The organism is Thermococcus sibiricus MM 739, assembly GCF_000022545.1.
In the GTDB taxonomy this organism is placed as follows: domain Archaea; phylum Methanobacteriota_B; class Thermococci; order Thermococcales; family Thermococcaceae; genus Thermococcus_A; species Thermococcus_A sibiricus.
In genome coordinates this window covers 1,188,384-1,204,192 of record NC_012883.1, presented here as the reverse complement: position 1 = coordinate 1,204,192, position 15,809 = coordinate 1,188,384, and the positions used below count along the sequence as shown (strand labels likewise).

Genomic DNA, 15,809 nt, shown 5'->3' with positions numbered 1-15,809 from the left:
TATGATGGAAGATATATCGGATTTTATGGAGAGGGGTGATTTTGGGAGTGCTTTGGATTTAGCTCTTAGAATCAAAGAACCATTCCCACGACTTGAAGCACTTTCATATATTTACCTTTATGTAAAAGAAGCTAAATACATGGAAGCGGTTTTAGGAAGAATGCTTGAAACAGTGGATTCTTTAAAGGAGTCCTTGGAAAAAGCTAGGGCCTTGGCATTGATTGGTTATACTCTTTTGGCCTCAGGAGATAGTAAAGGAGATTACTTCTTTAAAAAAGATTATCAACTTGTTAAATCTATTGATTCTACCCTTTGGAGGGCTGATGGGTATGGATACCTAGCATATTACATGGCTCTAAGTGGAAAATACAGCGATGCTTTCTACTATTATAATGTTTCTTATGAAAGTGTGGTAAGCTCCTCTGAACCATATTCCAAAGTTCTTTCTTTTCTCTACAGTTTAGCTCAGCGAATAGTTGAGAGTGCAGATAAAATAAGGTCTCCAAACGCTAGGGAGTTCTATGAGCTTGCAGCAGAAATTTATGAGAATATCAGACGAAATCTTATTGCACGAGAGCTGAGGAAAAAGGCCTCACTTATAGAAGCTGCAACACAAATGGGTAGTAAGGTGGTCTCAGATTTTCTTGAGAGAAGGGACTTAGAAAGTGCAGTTTTTGTTATCAAGTACTTGTCAGAGGAAGAAAAAGTTTTAGCGTTGCTAGAAGTAGCATATTGGCTTGTTCTTCATGATAAAAAAGGTTTAGGGAATAGTTTAGTAGAAGAGGCATTTAGGATGGTTGTTGAAAGAAAACTCCAGCCTGATGATGATTCCCTTAGAGATATTGCGTTTAAATTCCTAAAAATAGGCCAGATTAAAGATGCCTTAACTATAGCGGCCATAATAACTAACAAGGAGATCGCTTCTCAGGTATTTGCTAGAATAGCCTTGGCTTATGCTAGGAAGGGAGATAAACTCAAAGCCGTTACTGTGGCCGAGGCAATCTCTAACGAAAACGTTAAGAAAGAGATTCTAAAAGCGATTGAGGGTGATGAGGATGTGGGACACCAGTAATGACTATCGTTTGCTTGTTGCAGAAAAAGCGATAGAACTTTTCCTAAAAACAATTGAGGGAGCAAAATTCAAAGGTAAATGGGATAAGAAAAGAGCCGTACAACTTGCCAAGAGGATGATCCCTGAACTTCAGGCTCTGCGCTATTCTTATCTAGAGCCTTCAGAGCTCATTGAAACTCCTCAAATGAAAGATCTCAAAGAAAAAGTTGAAGGAATAATTGAGGCACTTGGTGGGGAAGAGTGGTATGTTAGGTTTTTAGAATTGGCTGATAGACATGAAAGGGAGAAACTTGAAGAGTCCATTGCAAAAGTTAGGTTTTTCTTGAATACGATAATGAATTTGGACAAAAGATTGGCGCTTGGAAAGATAAATGACCCAGTAATTGGTGTTGATATAAAAGTTGGAGAGGTTATGAGTGCTGGCAAGCATCCAAATGCAGACAAACTCCTTGTGTGCAATGTGAATATAGGGGATAAGGCTATTACAGTAGTTACAAATGATTTGAGTGTGAAAGAGGGCCATAGAGTTGCTGTTGCACTACTTCCACCTGTAAACTTCAGAGGGATAACTAGTGAGGGAATGTTTCTTGGAGCCAGTGAAGGAGTTTTGAAGGATGTTAATGGAGAGATTGGGGGCCTCCCTAAGGGAATTCCTTTGGATGCTTTGAAGGAAACCAGAAATCTGGTGGAAGTATTTTTGAAGGAGTGACTTTATTTTCATTTTTTGAAATGACCACTTTGGGGAGATTGGTTTTAAAATTTGTTGATTACTAGGGAAATCAATTTCACAAAAACTATAAATTATACGAAAGAGTATTATTTATTGGTGCTGCAAATGGTGAGTTCATATTTTAAGAGCCTTCTTCTTGATCTCGGAATCAACAAAGAGCGAATTGAGATACTTGAGGGGAAAGGAGGGATAGTTGAAGATGAATTTGAAGGCATTAGGTATCTCAGGTTTAAAGATTCGGTAGCCAACCTAAGAAGAGGGACGGTGCTCTTTGATTTTCATAATATTATACTTGGATTTCCCCACATAAAGAGGGTGGTACAGCTGGAAAATGGTGTAAAAAGAGTATTTAAAAGAAAACCTTTTTATGTTGAGGAAAAAGTGGATGGGTATAATGTCAGGGTTGCTCAAATTGAGGGGAGAGTGTTTGCCTTTACTAGAGGCGGCTTTATATGTCCATTTACTACAGAGCGGATTGAAGACTTCGTTAATATGGAATTCTTTAAAGATTACCCCAATTTGGTGCTTTGTGGAGAAATGGCAGGCCCAGAAAGTCCTTATCTTGTTGAGGGTCCACCATACGTAAAGGAAGATATTAAGTTCTTTCTTTTTGATATTCAAGAAAAGAGGACCGGAAAGTCCCTCCCTGTAAAAGAAAGGGTAAAAATAGCAGAAGAGTATGGAATTCCAAGTGTTGAGATTTTTGGCATTTATGATATTTCTAAAATAAATGACCTTAGAGAGCTTATAGAAAATCTTAGGGAGCAACGAAGAGAAGGAATTGTGATGAAAAGTTTTGACATGAAGAGGATAATAAAGTACGTCACACCTTATGCAAATATAAATGATATCCGCATAGGTGCTAGAGTCTTTTTTGAACTTCCTCATGGATATTTTATGCAAAGGATTAAGCGTCTAGGATTCTACTTATCAGAGAAAAAAATTAGAGATGCAGAGTTTGAGAAATACGCCACTGCTCTTGGAAAGGCTCTTTTAGAACCCTTTGTTGAGAGTATATGGGATGTAAGTGGTGGTGAAGAGATAGCAGAGGTCTTTACAGTTAGGGTAAAGCACATAGAAACAGCATATAAAATGGTCTCTCATTTTGAACGCCTGGGATTAAAAATCCATATTGAAGAAATTGAAGAAATGCCTAATGATTACTGGAGAATAAGTTTCAAAAGAGTTTATCCAGAGGCAACAAGGGAAATTCTGGAGCTATGGAATGGTCATGCATTCGTGGATTAATCTTCCTTAAACTTTTTATATTCCGTACTGCATTTCAAAGTAGGGGTGAAAGAATGGACTGGAAAAGAGGTGCGTATCCAGAGTTTGAAATAGAAGATATTCTTGTCACACTCTTTTTGCTAAAGACTCCGAAAGGCCGTAAACAGATTTCTGAGGAATTAAATCTTGGAGAAGGCACTATTAGAACCCTTTTAAAGAAGTTAGCTGCTTTAAATTTGATTAAATCCCAACAAAAGGGTCATTCCTTAAGTGAAAAGGGTTTTAAAGTCGTGGAGGCAATTTTAGACCTCTTTTCAGAACCCGTAGAAGTCTGTTCAATAGAAGATTTTCTGGCATATGCTATTGTCGTGAAAGATCCCCCCCAATTTAAAAGTATAGAGCTAAGGGATGAAGCCATTAGGTTCTTCGCAAGAGGGGCGATGATTCTCCGTTACCTTAATGGGGAAGTTATATTCCCTGAGGATAACAGGCCTCTTAAAGAAACACTTCCTGAAATCGCTGAGGATTTAGAGAAACTACCTCTTGAAGATGGGGATCTTATTGTTATAACTTGGGCAGAAAATCGCATTGATGCAGTTAAAAGTGCTATTCATGTAGCATTGGTTTTGAAAGGAGAGCAAATACCAGTCGAAATTAGGAAATTAGAGGAGTAGAAGTTTAAGGTGTCCACAATGAAGATAAAACATCCTTTGAGTAAAAAAGAGGTTAGACAGATAATGGAAGATATGAAGAGAATCTTTGGGAAAGAAGTGGCAGAAAAGTTGATATCTAAGAGTGATCAGGTTCTAATAGGTGAATTTGATAAAAAGACCCAAATACTCTTTGTTAATAAAAAGCCTCGTTTTATAAAACGAGAAGATTTGATTTTTCCGCTAGTCATAGCTCTTTATGAAATCTCTACTCTAGAGGATTTGAGAACTTGGAAACGTAGAGTCGTGGTAGATCAAGGAGCAGTGCCTTATATCTTAAATGGTGCGGATGTAATGACTCCAGGGATAGTGGATGTAGACGAAGAAATTAAAGAGGGAGACTTTGTTTTTATTGTTGAAGAGAAATATGGCAGACCATTGGCAATTGGAATAGCTTTATTAGATGGAAAAACCATGAAAGAAAAGAAAAAAGGAAAAGCGGTGAAAGTGATACATCATGCAAAAGATAAAATTTGGGAGTTGACAGCGCTATGACTAAGAAAAAGAAAATTAGAGTAGTTACAGGAGGGGTTTTTGATATATTACATGTAGGACATATCCATTTTCTGAAACAAGCAAAAGAGCTTGGAGATGAGCTCGTAGTAATAGTGGCTCATGATAAAACCGTTGAGGAAAGAAAAGGAAGGAGGCCTATAAACTCTATGTATGAGCGTGCAGAAGTTTTAAAAGCTCTTAAAATGGTAGATGAGGTTGTCATTGGAGAACCAAATTGTATAAGTTTTGAGATTGTTAAACAGCTAAATCCAGATATCATTGCTTTAGGGCCAGATCAAAATTTTGATGTAAGTGCTCTTAAGGAAGAACTTAAGAAAAAAAATATTAATGCCGAAGTTATAAGAATTCCATATGCATATAAAAGCGATGTTGCTAAAACCAGCAAAATAATTCAAAAAATAGTGGAAACATTTTGTGAATGATTTAAGCCAATCTGATTTTACCAAACTTAAGTGATTATAAAGAGGTAAAGATTTAACTTAAGTCGTAATCTATGACACTATCTAAAATCCTCTCGGCAATTGGATTTCTCATAGAGTTTCTATTTTCTCCCGAGACTTTATCAAAGAGATTTTCAAGTTCTGAGTCTTTGTTTATTCTTCTGTGAATTGGATTGGATATAATAATATTGTCTTCCTCCTTAAGGGCATGTACATCACTGCTGAGAATGTGAGGAGATCTAATTCCCGTCATTATAACCATTGCTCTAACTACTTTCCCAAGCTCTTTATCGATTCTTGCACCCCATTTTATCTCCGATTTTGCTCCTAATTTTTCGTAGACTATTTGCATTGCATCGTTTATTTCTCCAAGACTCACATCTGGGCCGACAGTGAAATGAACCAATGCTGATTCACCACTTCCAAACTCCACTTCAAGCATTTTGTTGGTCAATGCATTGTTTATCGCATCAACAGCTCTTCTGTTGGAGTCGCTCTCTCCAATCCCAATTAAGGCTGCCCCACCATTTTTCATTACACTATAAACATCAGCAAAGTCGATATTCACCATTGATGGAAGCATTATGGTTTCTGTTATGCCTTTAACCATCCTGGCTATTATTTCATCTGCGAATCTAAATGCGGCAGATATTGGCAATTTGGGTACAAGTTCAAGAAGTTTGTCGTTTTCTATTATTATCACAGTGTCAGAGTATTTGAGCAATGCCTGTATTCCTGTTTTTGCTTTCTCAATTCGTCTGGTGCCTTCATTTTTGAAAGGATATGTTACAACACTTATAATGAGTGGTTCTTGAATTCTTCCTCTGTTTCTTGCTTCTTCTTTTATGATCTTTGCAATTACAGGGGCAGCTCCAGTTCCAGTTCCATTGCCCATACCGGCAGTTAGAAATACGAGATCAACATCCCTAGCAACTTCAGCGATTTCATCTCTACTGGCCTCTGCAGCCAAATACCCTATTCTTGGGTTCCCACCAGAACCTTTACCGTGAGTTATATTTTTCCCAAGCAATATTCTTCTGTGGGCTTTTGTCCGGGCTAGGTGCTGGGCATCAGTATTCATTGCTATTAACTCTGCTCCTTCAACACCCAATTCATAGAGTCGGGTAATTGTATTGTTTCCTGAACCTCCAATGCCGATTATTGCGATTTTAATGACAGATTTAGAAGTCTCAAGATCACTGAGAGTTTCCTGAATTTTATTTCCGTTATTATTTATATCTAAATCAATACCGGCTTGTTCTAATATTTTAAACACCATTCCTAATCCCTCCGACACTCCTATTTCACCACGTATTCTGGAATTTCTCTTTCTTCTGACTCCATGACATAAAGTTCTCTTTTTACCAGTTCTCTGATAGCTTCTCGAATCGCTTCACTCCTGTTGGGATATACCCCTCTTCTAACTAATACATCAAGGGCATTTATGAGTCCTTGCGGTAGCTGTACACTAATGATCTTCATTTTGGCCATGGCGGTTTCACCATATATACGAGCGTAGCTAATGAATATGTTGTTTTAATTAGTTAAATACTTTTTGTTTTTGATTTAATATCATGATATTATTAATATCCAAGAATTTTTAAAAAAATAGAGAGAAACTCAAATATTTTAAGTGAACGCATACTTCTATATACGCAAAAACTTTAATAAATAACGAATAATTCACTTAGGGGAGATGTAATGAGAGTATTGATGTACAATAACAAAAGAATTGCAATTGCAAAAATCTTAGTTGAGAACATTACTCAAATCTTTGAGATACTTCCTAATAACGTTCAAATATTGAATGTGGAATGTTGGGAAAAAGTGGTATTTGCTACAGTGTTGGCATTAAAATCTTTCGAAAGAGGTACAAACAAAGCCAAAACTATCAGGGGAGAAATTCTCTTAAGAGTTAGTGGTAATCTTCAAATAAAGGATGCTATTAATCTGGTTGGGGCAAAGAAGGGTGAAAACTTCATAGTAGCATTTGGTGAAAATGCTGAGAAGGATTTGGCGGAAGTTCTATTGAAAATTGGTGCAAAGGAACTCCAGCTTACGAATTGTGAGAAAGAGAAAGTGAAGGAATCCGTTGAACAGATTGCTCTGGTTGATGTCCTTTAACATTACTCAAATTGTTGGTTCATTGTTTAAATCCCGAAGAATTCTTGTACTTTGTCTTCGTTTTTGAACGTTTCTCGATAAATTTATAAGAATATCTCCATCATTCATAAGTGCTATTGGGGGGATGGATAATGCGTTATAAAAAGCATAAATATTTCGTTGCAGATCGTATAAATCTAATCCAGAGGTCAAAGATTAGGGAGCTTTTTGAAAGAGCATCAAAAATGAAAAATGTCATTTCACTTGGAATAGGAGAACCTGATTTTGATACACCTAAAAATATAAAGGAAGCTGCAAAAAGAGCTCTTGATGAGGGATGGACACACTACACCCCAAATGCTGGAATTGCAGAGCTAAGAAACGCAATTTCAGAATATTATGTCAGTCACTATGGGATGAGAATTCAACCCCAGAATGTTCTTGTAACGGCTGGAGCTTATGAAGCTACCTATCTTGCATTTGAAAGTTTGCTCGAGGAAGGAGATGAAGTCATAATACCTGACCCGGCATTTGTGTGCTATGTTGAGGATGCAAAAGTTTCTGGAGCAAAGTACATTCGGTTGCCATTAAAAGAAGAGAATGAATTTCAACCAGATACAGACGAGCTTTTAGAGTTAATCACAAAGAGAACTAGAATGATAGTCTTAAACTACCCGAATAACCCAACTGGTGCAACTTTGGATGAGGAAGTTGCTAAGGCTGTGGCAGACATCGCCCAGGATTATAATATCTACATTCTTAGTGATGAACCGTATGAGCACTTCCTTTATGATGGAGCAAAGCATGTGCCGATGATTAAATACGCTCCAGATAACACTATATTGGCGAATAGTTTCTCAAAGACTTTTGCAATGACCGGATGGAGATTAGGTTTTACAATCGCTCCTGAAGATGTCGTCAAAGACATGATAAAGCTCCATGCTTACATCATTGGAAACGTTGCTTCATTTGTCCAGATTGCCGGAGTGGCCGCACTTAGAGAAGAAGCAAGCTGGAAGGCTGTAGAGGAGATGAGGAAAGAGTACGAGAAGAGAAGGAAATTGGTTTTAGAGCATTTGAAAGAAATGCCTCATATAAAAGCTTTTGAACCCAAGGGTGCGTTCTATGTTTTCGCAAACATAACGGGAACTGGAATGAAGAGTGAGGAGTTTGCAGAGTGGCTTTTAGATAAGGCTGGAGTAGTAGTTATCCCAGGAACTGCCTTCGGACCCGCCGGTGAGGGTTACATAAGAATCAGCTATGCTACAAGCCAAGAGAACTTATTGGAAGCAATGGCAAGGATGAAAAAAGCTCTTGAGGAGCTTTGATTTTTTAATTATCTTTTTAAAGGAGGGGATCTTTTGAAAGAAGTTCTTTATGTGTTTGTAGCAATTTTTCTTGCAGAACTGGGAGATAAGACCCAGCTAGCGACAATTGCTTTTGCCTCTAAATATGGATGGGTAAAGGCATTTCTAGGAGCGGTTTTAGGGTTGGTTTCCGTTAATTTGATCGGGGCAATATTGGGGGACAAAATAGGTGATGCCTTACCTTTTGAGCTTATTCACAAGGGAGCAGGAGTGCTGTTTATCCTCTTTGGAATATTAATGCTACTCGGAAAGCTTTAGGTGAGAAAAATGAAGATTAAACCTCCTGTGTTGCTCTTCTTTTTTATGGTGATGGAAGATTGATTCTTGTTAGAAGCTCATCTACATCTTTCGGCACTCTTATTCTGACATACGAATCATCAAGGTTCATGAATTCACTTCCTGGGACTGTGAGGATTCCTTTCTGAAGAAAATAGCCATATGTATCTTTTTGACCACCACACAGGAAGATTGGGGTTGTTTTGTGGGTCTTTGCTATATGAAACCTTCTTCCAAGCTCCTTCATGGTTTTCTCCTTGCTCTTTTTGGTCTTCTTGATAGTCTTCTTTAAAAATTCTGTATCCTCAAGCGCTTTTAGAGCGGCTCGTATTGAGATGTTTGTGATTGAGAATGGAAAATCGACCTTAAAAAGCAACTCTTTCATCTCCTTGCCCTTTACCACGCAGTATCCGATTCTCAGGCCGGCCAGCCCAAAGCCCTTTGAGAATGACCTTGTGATCACAACGTTTGGATATTCGAGGTTTATTGCGGAATTCCTTTTCTCCATAAACTCTCCAAATGCTTCATCAACGATTAGAATAGCCCCCTTTCTTCCAGCTTCTTCCGCAAGTTCTTCAATCTCCTTTAGCTTGAAGATCTGGCCGGTAGGATTGTTTGGGTTATCCACGTAGATGAAGGTCGTTCTCTCATCGATTTGAGCAATTATTCTGGAAACATCTATAGTAAAATCTTCCTCCCTCAGTAGGGGTACATAGTGGTAAACCGCTCCGTTCAAACGGGCGTCGTTAATATAAGGAAGGAACTGAGGAGAATAGCCAAGAACAACTGAACCAGGAGTGAGAAGCTTATTAATTTTCTGAAGACATCCCATAGAGCCTGTGCCGAGGAAAATCTGGTCATTTTTTACATTCCAGAATTCTGCAAGAGCTTCTTTGAGTTTTTCATCATTATTAGGGTACAAGTGTATATCATGAAAACTAAGCTTTTTGAGTTCTTCAATCACCAGCGTAGGGCATCCAAATGGGTTATGTGCGAGGGCACAGTCTAAGTAGTCTCCTTTTGGCAAATCCTTTCCATAATCTTTTCCCATATTTTTAACGTCTTTTATTGCCATAGGGACTCACCAAAAAAAGAAATTAAGAGGTGGAAGCTTTTGAAAGCCGGTAGAGAGCCCATATCAAGGGACCGTATATTATTAATACTACAAATATTGCTATGAGGTAGACTATGTCCATTTTATCACCCCAGTACAAACTGTGAGATATATATGACTATTATCACTATTGGGTAAAGGTATTTTACCCAAGGTTTCCAGGCTTCTGGGACTTCTATTAAGGCCCCCTTTCTGAGTTCTTCATAGGCCTTCTCTATTCCAAGCCTTATTAATGCTAAAGCTGCTATTAAGGCTCCTAATGGGCCTATATAAACAGTAGAGATGTTTGCGATCCAATCAAAGTATGAGGGGCTTAGTGCAGAGGGGGCTCCAACTAGGAAGGTCGCCAGACCTAGGAGAACCGAGGCATTCTTTCTACTCATATTGAGCTTTGTAATTGCTGAATCAACGTAGACTTCGAGCATTGAAACTGTTGAGGACAATCCAGCGAATATCAACAAGAGGAAGAACAACATCCCAAAGAATATTCCACCAGGCATTTTTTGGAATACCATGGGGAGTGTTACAAAAACTAGTCCTGGTCCTGCTGTGGGTTCGACTCCAAAGGAAAATACTGCAGGGAATATTAAGAAACCCGCTGTGACTGCTACCGCTGTATCCCCGAAAGCTGTTGCTATTGCTGATAGAGGAATGTCATCGCTCTCCTTCAGGTAGCTTCCGTAAACTACCATTGTAGTACCCAAAACACTCAGAGAGAAGAACATCTGTGATAGTGCTATCATCCATGTTTTTCCGCTCATCATTTTGCTCCAGTCAGGTAAAAGGTAAAATTTGAGTCCTTCATAGGCGTTGGGAAGTGTAACGCTTCTTATTGTTAACATGATAAGAAGCACAAAAAGGGCTGGCATCATGATTTTGTTGGCTCTTTCAATTCCCTTTTGAACACCCATTGCCACTATACCTACGGTTATTGCTATTACTATAAACTGCCACAGAAGTGCCTCTTTACTAAAGGCAAGAGCATCAAAGAATGCACCTGGATTAGCTTTTGTTAATTCTCCTGTAAGGGTGGCGATAAAGTATCTAAGTATCCATCCAAGTACTAGTGAATAAAAGGCAAATATCATTATCATTATTATGTTGACAAGTATTCCAAGGTACTTTCCTCCGGGTAGTGCTTTGGCGAACGCTTCTATTGGGCCTCCTTTGGTTGATCTTCCTAAAGTCCATTCTACAGTAAGTCCTACAACTCCTACTGTAAATAGCAATACCAAATAGGGTACTAAAAACGCAGCTCCTCCATAAAGGCCGGCTCTCATTGGAAACATCCAGATGTTTCCTAAACCTACTGCGCTTCCTATAGATGCTGCAACAAAACCTACTCTACTTCCCCAAGTTTCTCTGGCCACAAACTACACCTCCAAACAGTTTTGAAACGTCGAAATTAGAGTTAGGGACTACTAAATAACCCACGTATAGAAAAGGTTCACCAACTATACTCCCAAAAACCCTCACTCCTGAATATCATAGTGCATCAACGTATTAGAATGGAGGACATCTATAAAAATCTTTTCCAACCTTATTTGTCATTATGACAAAAAGTTGACTCTTGTCCTTTAGAATCAAAAAAAGAGTCAAAAAAGAAGGAAAAAGAGCAAATGTTATTTAAATCTTCTAAGAGCCATTTCTGCTGCAACAGTTATTGGATCAATAGTCGGACTTATTGGGGGTGCATAAGCTGTTTCTCCATAGGCAATATCTTCAACTGTAGCCTCTTTCTGGGCAGCAAAGCTTAGAGCCATTATCCTTCCCCATACTCTCTCTCCACCAACTATTTGGGCTCCTATTAGCTTTTTATTATCTTTTCTAAAGATCAATTTCACGGTTATTGGTTTTCCTCCAGGATAATACTCTGGCTTAGTTGATCCCTTGAATTTGCCTACTACCACTTCAATCCCTTCTTTCCTTGCTCTTTCCTGTGTTATTCCGAAAGTGCCTATCTCCAGATCAAAAAGTTCTGTTATGGCTGTATTAAACACTGGTTTAAACTTCACGTTTTTATTAAAAACATTCTCAGCAGCTACTTTTGCCATTCTAACAGCTGTTGTACCTAGCTGGCTTAGTATTCTCTCTCCAGTCACGGCATCATAGACTTCAGCACAGTCTCCGATAGCATATATGTCTGGATCACTTGTTCTCAGATATTCATCAACAACAATGCCCCTCTTTATTTCCAATCCAGCTTCTCTTGCAAGATCCACGTTCGCTCTTACACCAGTTGCTACAAGGACTATATCAGATTCAATTTTCTCTTCTCCTATCTTTACGGCCGTTACTGGATCTCCGATAATCTCACTCACACCAACTCCAAATCTGAATTGGATTCCCCTTTCCTCTAGATGGGATTGTACTATTGAGGCTATATCCTTGTCAAGCATTGTTGGAAGTAGATGCTCGAGAAGTTCAACAACGAGAACTTCCATTCCAAGTTCTCTAAATGCAACGGCCCCTTCAAGCCCTATTAAGCCCGCACCTATTACAACGGCTTTTTTTGGCTTTCTTTCTTTTATGTATTCTTGTATTTCTCTCACGTCTCTCATTTCTTTTAATGTGAAGACTCCTCTCTTTTCAACACCTTTAATTGGTGGAACGAATGCTTTGGAGCCTGTAGCTAATACAAGTTTGTCGTATGGGACTTCATCTTTATCTGTGATTATAACCTTTCTCTTTCTGTCTATGGTTTTTGCCTCGGTTTCAAGCATCATTTGAATTTTTTGTTTTTCATAGAATTCATTGGGAAATACAACGATATCTTCTAGCTTTGGGATTTTTCCGCTTAAAACGAATGGTAATGCACAGGGGGAATACTGCATTGTTTTTTCTTTTCCTATTACAATGATTTCCGCTTTTCTATCAAGCTTTCTTGCAAAGAGTGCAAAATTACTCCCGGCTGTTCCAGAACCAATCACTACAATCTTCATTGTAACATCGCCATATAAGAGAAACCTTAATAAATATAAAAAGGTTGTGAAATTAAGGTTCAACCAATGTCCCCTTGTGCTTGCCCTTTATTGCATCAAAAAGAGTTCTTGCATCATCTTTACCAATAATTAGGGTTTTTATCTCTCCTCTTTGAATGAACTTCGCTGCCAATGCATCAACGACTCCACTTCCTCCAGCTTTGCTTTCACTTTGCATTGCTATTTCTACAAGTTTTTCAGTTGAAATTCTGTCCAACTTTTTTGCATTTGGATTCTTTTTTGGATCGCTGTCGTAAACTCCATCAACATTTGTTATAACTACTAAGAGATCTGCTTGAAGATACTCTGCCAGCAGTGCTGCTACAGCATCTGTGGTGTGTCCTGGATGAGTTCCTCCCATTATAGGTATCTTCTTGAGCTGCATAACTTCCCAAGCTTTTCTGAAGTCACTTACAACAAAGGGGTATGCCTTTTCTCTGAGAGCTGCAATCAAGAGCATGGCATTGGCTCTTGTTATGTGGATTCCAATATAATCTTTGAAAGTTTCGTTTGGTGTGAAAGACTTTGCTGCTTGAATATATTCTCTTGCAACTCTTCCTCCTCCGACTACAACAGCTACTTCATGATCTTCACTGATTTTTGTCAGTTGGTAGGCAATTTCCTCTATGAACTTTACATCAGGCTCATCTGGGACTAGAACAGATCCACCTATATCAAATACTATTCTCATGATAACCCTCCTTAAATTGAAGAACTTTGCTTTATAACGTTTTCCAAAAATAGATTTGGAGGGTTAAAAGTCAAAGAAACCCTTCCACTTAATAAGACCGAGCAAGAATTTATGGGGCAATTTATCGTGGTATGGATAAACCCTCACTGCATAGTGCCAGCACGGATTTCCAAGGTTCTTGAGAGCATTCCCTTTGTATCTGTAGAGCCATTTTGTATCTCCTAGGTGTTGAGGACGTTTGAGTTCTATTATATACGGCTTTTCTATAGCATATCCCTCTGCTTTAACCCCATAGTAGATTTCAACTTTTACATCTTCGGGAGCAAGTTCATCTAAGTCTACTATTATTTCAGTAGCAATGGCATCATGAGTGATAATCCTTTCTATATTAACCTTGTTCCATGAATTAAGCACCTTTGCTTTCCATGTGGCGATCTCTCTAGTTGTATTGAATTTGTCTCTTTTTAGGAGAACGGCATTAGTTAAAGCCTTTGAGTAGAACTTGTTCACATACTCTTTAAGCATTCTGTGTGTGCTAAAGCGTGGAGCAATACTCTTTATGCTCTCTTTCATCATGTAAATCCATCTTTGTCTATTTTCGTAATATGTGGGAATAACCTCATTTTCTAGTAATTCATACAGACTTTCTGCATCAGTTATATCATCTCCCTCAGTTTCTGGTTCAATGCTCTCCTCTCCTATAATCCAGCCATTCTTACCGTTATATCCTTCAACCCACCAGCCATCGTAAACACTTAGGTTGAGGACACCATTAAGGCCTGCCTTCATTCCACTCGTTCCGCTAGCCTCTAAAGGTCGTCGGGGAGTATTGAGCCATACATCCACTCCCGATATCATGGCCCTAGCTGAACCCATATCATAATTCTCGAATATTATGATTTTGCCTTTAAATTCTGGCATTTGGGAAACTTCATAGAGCCTTTTTAGAAATTCTTTACCTGAAGTATCCATTGGGTGCGCTTTTCCTCCAAAAATTATATATACCGGCCTTTCTGGATTGTTTGCTATTTTTTTGAGTCTTTCTAAATCATTGAAGATCATTGTTGCGCGTTTGTATGTTGCAAAACGCCTTGCAAAGCCAATTAACAATGCATTTTCGTTTATTTCTGGTATAGGCTCTTCAATGCCAAGTCTTTTGTTCCTTTCTTTCATATTTCTTTTGATGAGGTCTATGAGCTCTTTTTTTGCCTTTAGGTGGGCTTCCCATAGTTCTTCATTGGGAATTCTCTCTACGCCATACCAAAGGCCCTCCAACTCAGCATAATCTCTCCAAACTCTTCCGATATATCTATCAATGAGCTTCTTTATTTCATTATGTAGCCATGTTTTTGTATGGACTCCATTTGTAATGCCCTCTACAGGCATTTCATCAGGAGGAACGCCTTTCCAGAGCTCTTTCCACATTTCTTTGGTGACGGCAGTGTGTAGTTTGCTTACGGCATTCACGTAGCTTGAAGTTCTTATCGAAAGAAGAGTCATATTGAATTCTTCACCTTCACGACCTAGGTTAAGAAATTCTTCTTTTGGAATTCCTTCAAGGAATTTAGCCAATCTTTTTTCCACTTCTACTATGGGAAATTTATCATGGCCAGCTGGTACCGGCGTATGAGTTGTAAAAATAGTAGTTGCTCTTACAATAGTTAGAGCCTCTAAGAAGTTCAAACCTTCTTCCATATACCATGCTATTCTTTGGAAATTTGCAAAGGCGGGATGTCCTTCGTTTAGATGGATCACTGCTGATTCAATCCCTAATGCTCTCAAGAGCCTCATCCCACCAATACCAAGGAGAATTTCTTGCTTTATTCGTTTATCAATTTCGGCATTGTAGAGATAATCACAAATTGTCCTGTCGTCTGGGGAGTTCTCAGGAACGTCTGTGTCAAGAAGATAAAGTTTTACCCTACCAACATTAACTTCAAAAGCTCTCGCATAAACTGTTCTATCTTCTATTGGAACTTCTATGAGAATTGGATTTCCCTTTTTTGTTGTTAAGGGTTTTATTGGCATTTCATGAGGGTCATACTCCGGAAATACCTCTATTTGGTTTCCATTTTTATCTATTTGTTGTTTAAAGTATCCATGCTTGTAAAGAAGACCAATACCTATAAAAGGAAGCCCTAAGTCGCTTGCAGTTTTCAAATGGTCTCCTGCGAGTATTCCAAGTCCACCAGAGTATATAGGAAGACTTTTACTTATTCCGTATTCCATGCACAGGTATATAACAGGTTCTTCCCATTTGGGCCAATTCGTTGATAACCAAGTGTTTTCAGATTCCATATAGTGTCTAAACTGATCAATAACAAGCTCATACAGATTTATGAAATCATCGTCTTTTGAAAGTTCTTTTAGTCTCTCCTCAGGAGTATCAAGAAGAAGCTTGACGGGATTCTTATATTCTCTCCAATGTTCAGGATTTATTTTTTCCCAAAGTTTTGTGGCCCTTCTATTCCAGTTCCACCAGTAATTATATCCTAAGTCCAAAAGCCCTTCTAAATTTTCCGGGAGTTTTGATTTTATCTGATTAATAACGGCCTCCATATCATCACCCCGTGAGTGCCAAG

Annotated in this window: 16 protein-coding genes; 9 read left to right on the top strand and 7 right to left on the bottom strand. The window is 38.5% G+C overall.

Annotated features, from left to right (window positions below; all coding sequences use genetic code 11):
* Position 1 precedes the first annotated feature (1 nt).
* The 6 genes from TSIB_RS06490 to TSIB_RS06465 all read left to right on the top strand — a co-directional run bounded on the left by TSIB_RS06490 (position 2) and on the right by TSIB_RS06465 (position 4,677).
* Positions 2-1,072, top strand: a complete 1,071-nt coding sequence (locus TSIB_RS06490; protein WP_015849607.1) for a hypothetical protein — start codon at positions 2-4, stop codon at positions 1,070-1,072.
* Positions 1,056-1,781 carry a tRNA-binding protein gene (locus tag TSIB_RS06485; RefSeq protein WP_015849606.1) on the top strand — a complete coding sequence of 242 codons (726 nt, stop codon included), beginning with the start codon at positions 1,056-1,058 and terminating at the stop codon, positions 1,779-1,781. Before TSIB_RS06490 ends, TSIB_RS06485 begins: the two co-directional genes overlap by 17 nt.
* A gap of 126 nt (positions 1,782-1,907) precedes the next feature.
* On the top strand, positions 1,908-3,050 hold the full coding sequence (locus TSIB_RS06480) for an RNA ligase (protein WP_015849605.1): 1,143 nt from the start codon (positions 1,908-1,910) through the stop codon (positions 3,048-3,050).
* A 53-nt stretch (positions 3,051-3,103) separates the two neighbouring features.
* Entirely contained in the window at positions 3,104-3,703 is a 600-nt protein-coding gene (locus TSIB_RS06475; RefSeq protein ID WP_015849604.1) for a DUF4443 domain-containing protein, read from the top strand.
* Positions 3,704-3,721: 18 nt separating this feature from the next.
* Positions 3,722-4,234, top strand: coding sequence for an RNA-binding protein (locus tag TSIB_RS06470; protein WP_015849603.1), 513 nt, complete (start codon positions 3,722-3,724; stop codon positions 4,232-4,234).
* Entirely contained in the window at positions 4,231-4,677 is a 447-nt protein-coding gene (locus TSIB_RS06465; RefSeq protein ID WP_015849602.1) for an adenylyltransferase/cytidyltransferase family protein, read from the top strand. Before TSIB_RS06470 ends, TSIB_RS06465 begins: the two co-directional genes overlap by 4 nt.
* Before the next feature lie 52 nt (positions 4,678-4,729).
* On the opposite strand, the gene ftsZ is transcribed toward TSIB_RS06465, so the two are convergent.
* Together ftsZ and TSIB_RS06455 are read right to left on the bottom strand one after the other, a co-directional pair.
* Positions 4,730-5,974 (bottom strand): cell division protein FtsZ, encoded by a 1,245-nt coding sequence (gene ftsZ / locus TSIB_RS06460; protein ID WP_015849601.1) that lies wholly within the window; start codon positions 5,972-5,974, stop codon positions 4,730-4,732.
* A gap of 20 nt (positions 5,975-5,994) precedes the next feature.
* Positions 5,995-6,186: a ribbon-helix-helix domain-containing protein gene (locus TSIB_RS06455; RefSeq protein ID WP_015849600.1), complete on the bottom strand. Its 192-nt coding sequence runs from the start codon at positions 6,184-6,186 to the stop codon at positions 5,995-5,997.
* A 210-nt stretch (positions 6,187-6,396) separates the two neighbouring features.
* Between TSIB_RS06455 and cgi121 the strand changes: the two genes are divergently transcribed.
* The 3 genes from cgi121 (at position 6,397) to TSIB_RS06440 (ending at position 8,423) form a co-directional block, all read left to right on the top strand.
* The gene (cgi121, locus tag TSIB_RS06450; protein ID WP_048160395.1) at positions 6,397-6,819 is read left to right on the top strand and encodes a KEOPS complex subunit Cgi121; all 423 of its coding nucleotides are present in this window, start codon (positions 6,397-6,399) and stop codon (positions 6,817-6,819) included.
* A gap of 131 nt (positions 6,820-6,950) precedes the next feature.
* Positions 6,951-8,126, top strand: coding sequence for a pyridoxal phosphate-dependent aminotransferase (locus TSIB_RS06445; RefSeq protein WP_048160394.1), 1,176 nt, complete (start codon positions 6,951-6,953; stop codon positions 8,124-8,126).
* Between the two features lie 33 nt (positions 8,127-8,159).
* Complete coding sequence (locus TSIB_RS06440; RefSeq protein ID WP_015849597.1) at positions 8,160-8,423, top strand: TMEM165/GDT1 family protein; 264 nt, start codon at positions 8,160-8,162, stop codon at positions 8,421-8,423.
* Between the two features lie 43 nt (positions 8,424-8,466).
* Here the strand turns inward: TSIB_RS06440 and TSIB_RS06435 are convergent, their stop codons facing one another.
* The 5 genes from TSIB_RS06435 to malP form a co-directional block, all read right to left on the bottom strand.
* On the bottom strand, positions 8,467-9,516 hold the full coding sequence (locus TSIB_RS06435; protein ID WP_015849596.1) for a pyridoxal phosphate-dependent aminotransferase: 1,050 nt from the start codon (positions 9,514-9,516) through the stop codon (positions 8,467-8,469).
* Positions 9,517-9,641: 125 nt separating this feature from the next.
* Positions 9,642-10,925 carry a sodium-dependent transporter gene (locus TSIB_RS06430; protein ID WP_015849594.1) on the bottom strand — a complete coding sequence of 428 codons (1,284 nt, stop codon included), beginning with the start codon at positions 10,923-10,925 and terminating at the stop codon, positions 9,642-9,644.
* A 252-nt stretch (positions 10,926-11,177) separates the two neighbouring features.
* Positions 11,178-12,497, bottom strand: a complete 1,320-nt coding sequence (locus tag TSIB_RS06425; RefSeq protein WP_015849593.1) for an NAD(P)/FAD-dependent oxidoreductase — start codon at positions 12,495-12,497, stop codon at positions 11,178-11,180.
* Positions 12,498-12,549: 52 nt separating this feature from the next.
* On the bottom strand, positions 12,550-13,227 hold the full coding sequence (gene pyrH, locus TSIB_RS06420) for a UMP kinase (RefSeq protein WP_015849592.1): 678 nt from the start codon (positions 13,225-13,227) through the stop codon (positions 12,550-12,552).
* A 63-nt stretch (positions 13,228-13,290) separates the two neighbouring features.
* Positions 13,291-15,786 (bottom strand): maltodextrin phosphorylase, encoded by a 2,496-nt coding sequence (gene malP / locus TSIB_RS06415; RefSeq protein ID WP_015849591.1) that lies wholly within the window; start codon positions 15,784-15,786, stop codon positions 13,291-13,293.
* Positions 15,787-15,809 lie beyond the last annotated feature (23 nt).

Bases quoted from the DNA above. Each gene is read 5' to 3' on its own strand.
- TSIB_RS06490 (WP_015849607.1), top strand. From the start codon at position 2: ATGATGGAAGATATATCGGATTTTATGGAGAGGGGTGATTTTGGGAGT.
- TSIB_RS06485 (WP_015849606.1), top strand. From the start codon at position 1,056: ATGTGGGACACCAGTAATGACTATCGTTTGCTTGTTGCAGAAAAAGCG.
- TSIB_RS06480 (WP_015849605.1), top strand. From the start codon at position 1,908: ATGGTGAGTTCATATTTTAAGAGCCTTCTTCTTGATCTCGGAATCAAC.
- TSIB_RS06475 (WP_015849604.1), top strand. From the start codon at position 3,104: ATGGACTGGAAAAGAGGTGCGTATCCAGAGTTTGAAATAGAAGATATT.
- TSIB_RS06470 (WP_015849603.1), top strand. From the start codon at position 3,722: ATGAAGATAAAACATCCTTTGAGTAAAAAAGAGGTTAGACAGATAATG.
- TSIB_RS06465 (WP_015849602.1), top strand. From the start codon at position 4,231: ATGACTAAGAAAAAGAAAATTAGAGTAGTTACAGGAGGGGTTTTTGAT.
- ftsZ (WP_015849601.1), bottom strand. From the start codon at position 5,974: ATGGTGTTTAAAATATTAGAACAAGCCGGTATTGATTTAGATATAAAT.
- TSIB_RS06455 (WP_015849600.1), bottom strand. From the start codon at position 6,186: ATGGCCAAAATGAAGATCATTAGTGTACAGCTACCGCAAGGACTCATA.
- cgi121 (WP_048160395.1), top strand. From the start codon at position 6,397: ATGAGAGTATTGATGTACAATAACAAAAGAATTGCAATTGCAAAAATC.
- TSIB_RS06445 (WP_048160394.1), top strand. From the start codon at position 6,951: ATGCGTTATAAAAAGCATAAATATTTCGTTGCAGATCGTATAAATCTA.
- TSIB_RS06435 (WP_015849596.1), bottom strand. From the start codon at position 9,516: ATGGCAATAAAAGACGTTAAAAATATGGGAAAAGATTATGGAAAGGAT.
- TSIB_RS06425 (WP_015849593.1), bottom strand. From the start codon at position 12,497: ATGAAGATTGTAGTGATTGGTTCTGGAACAGCCGGGAGTAATTTTGCA.
- pyrH (WP_015849592.1), bottom strand. From the start codon at position 13,227: ATGAGAATAGTATTTGATATAGGTGGATCTGTTCTAGTCCCAGATGAG.
- malP (WP_015849591.1), bottom strand. From the start codon at position 15,786: ATGGAGGCCGTTATTAATCAGATAAAATCAAAACTCCCGGAAAATTTA.